This is a genomic window from Archangium sp., assembly GCF_036389735.1.
In the GTDB taxonomy this organism is placed as follows: domain Bacteria; phylum Myxococcota; class Myxococcia; order Myxococcales; family Myxococcaceae; genus Archangium.
On record NZ_DASVWK010000059.1, the window covers coordinates 1 to 2,157 of the forward strand.

The 2,157-nt window shown below is 73.5% G+C and carries 1 protein-coding gene; it reads right to left on the reverse strand.

Annotated elements, in window-relative coordinates; all coding sequences use genetic code 11:
• Window positions 1-2,057, reverse strand: a 2,057-nt coding sequence (locus VF794_RS02125; protein ID WP_331107209.1) for a two-component system sensor histidine kinase NtrB, incomplete at its 3' end; no start/stop codon positions are given.
• Window positions 2,058-2,157 lie beyond the last annotated feature (100 nt).

A 2,157-nucleotide genomic window follows, 5' to 3' on the forward strand; every position in this document is an offset into this window, starting at 1 on the left:
GTGCCCTGGCCGGGCGCGCTCTCCAGCTCGATACGGCCTCCGTGGTTGCGGACAATCTGGGCCACCACCGTCAGCCCCAGTCCCGTGCCCTGGCCGCGCTTCTTCGTGGTGAAGAAGGGGTCGAAGACGCGGTTGAGGCTCTCGGACGGAATGCCGCACCCGTCGTCGCGCACCGTCACCCGCACCCCGCTCCACGCCCCCGGCTCGCCCGGCGCCTCCACGTGGGCGGCGATGCGCACCGAGCCCCCGGGCTCGCACGCGTCACACGCGTTGAGGGCCAGGTTGAGCACCACCTGCTGGAGCTGGTCCGGGTCCGCCGACAGCGCCGGCATCGGCTCGGGCACCTCCACCTCCACCTTCACCTTGCGCCGCTCCGCCTCGCCGTGCAGCAGCTCCTGCACGCCTCGCAGCAGCGGCCCCAGCGCCACGCCCCTCACCGCCGCCGGCTGTACCCGCGAGAAGTCCAGCAGCTGGCGGATGGTGCGGCTCACCCGGTCGATCTGCTCGATGATGACCTGCACGCCCGCGCCCTGCGGGTGCTGGGCGCCCAGCTTGCCGAGCACGTACTCGGCGCGGCCGCGCACCACGCCCAGCGGGGTGCCAATCTCGTGGGCGATTCCCGCGGCGAGCATGCCCACGGTGGCCAGCTTCTCGGCGCGCACCAGCTGCGACTCGAGCGCGTGGACGTTGCTCAAATCCTCCACCACCAGCAGCACGCGCACCTCGGGGTCGTGCCGCTCCAGGGGCACGGCGTGGAGGCGGTACTCGCCCTCCTCGCCGAAGAGGGGCAGCGGCTCGCCGTGCAGGCTGAGGACGCGCTCGGAGGAGCACGCGCCCTCCACGAGGGAGGCGAGCCGGTCCACCACGGCGGCGGGCGCATGGGGGAAGGCCTCGGGGAGCGAGGCGCCCACGGCGGTGGGAGGCAGGCGCGCGCGCAGGGCCTGGTTGACGGCGGTGATGCGGCCAGAGGAGGAGAGCGCGAGGACGCCGGAGGGGATGTTGTCGAGAATCTTCTGCGTCTTCTCGTGCAGGTGGGCCAGCCGGTCCGCGTGGCGGCGGCTTTCCTGGAGCGCGACGGCACGGCGCGAGGCGATGACGACATAGGCGCCGAAGACGGCGAGGAAGAAGGTGACCAGCGAGGCGCCCAGCGCCACCCGGAGGATGACGCCGCGCTCGTGGGCGCGCAGCTCCCGGGTGGTGGCGAGCGTGGCCACGGACCAGTGGGCGCCGCCGCGCATGCGGATGGGTGTATAGGCGGCGATGGCGTCCGCGGCGCCCAGGCCCAGCCGTGCCGCCTCGCCCTCGGACAGGCGGACCGCGCCGCGCTCGCCCGAGCGCATGCGCTGCACCAGCGTCGCGAAGGCCGGGACGCTGCCGGCCTCGGCGTCCAGCCGCTTGTGCCAGTCGACGAGGGTGTCATCACTCAAGGGGGTGGGCACGCCGCGCGCACCGAGCAACAGCAGCCGCACCTCCGGCTGGGTGGAGATGAGCCGCAGGGGCGCGAAGAAGGGCTCGGTATCCACCAGCACCGCCAGTGCGCCGCCGGGCCCATCCTCGGAGGGGGCATACGAGGTGGCGAAGACACGGAACCAGCCGCCGGGGATGGCGGCCACGGGCGACGAGGAGAGGATGTCCCCGGGCGGCCGGGCGAGCGCCTCGCGGGCCGTCTCCATCAAGATGGTGCCGACGGCTCCCCGTGTGACGGCCGGGCCGGCGCGCCGGTCCATGATGGAGAAGCGCTGTGCTCCCTCCCGGTCCATGACGGCGATGGCCTTGTACTGCCCCACCACCTCCAGCAGGGCGAGCAGCTCTCGTCGGTGTTCGGTGACGGAACCGGGCCGGGAGAGCAGCTCGCCAGCGAAGCGCAGGTCATCGGCGGCGTCATCGAGCGCGTCGGATACCTCGCGCGCCGCGGCCTCCACCTGCGCCTGCCGGTCCGAGGCGAACTGGTCCACCAGCGCCGCACGGTCCCGGCGGATGAAATACACGACGCCCGTCACCACGCTCGCGAGCGCGATGCACAGCAGGAGCACGGAGGCGAGGGCCTTGCGGTTCATGGGGGCGGACGGGTCAGTCTACCCCGCCCCCCGGGGGCCGGCGGGACGGGATTCATCGCCCGGATGACGGACGACCTGCCGGCCGCGCGCCGCGCCAGGT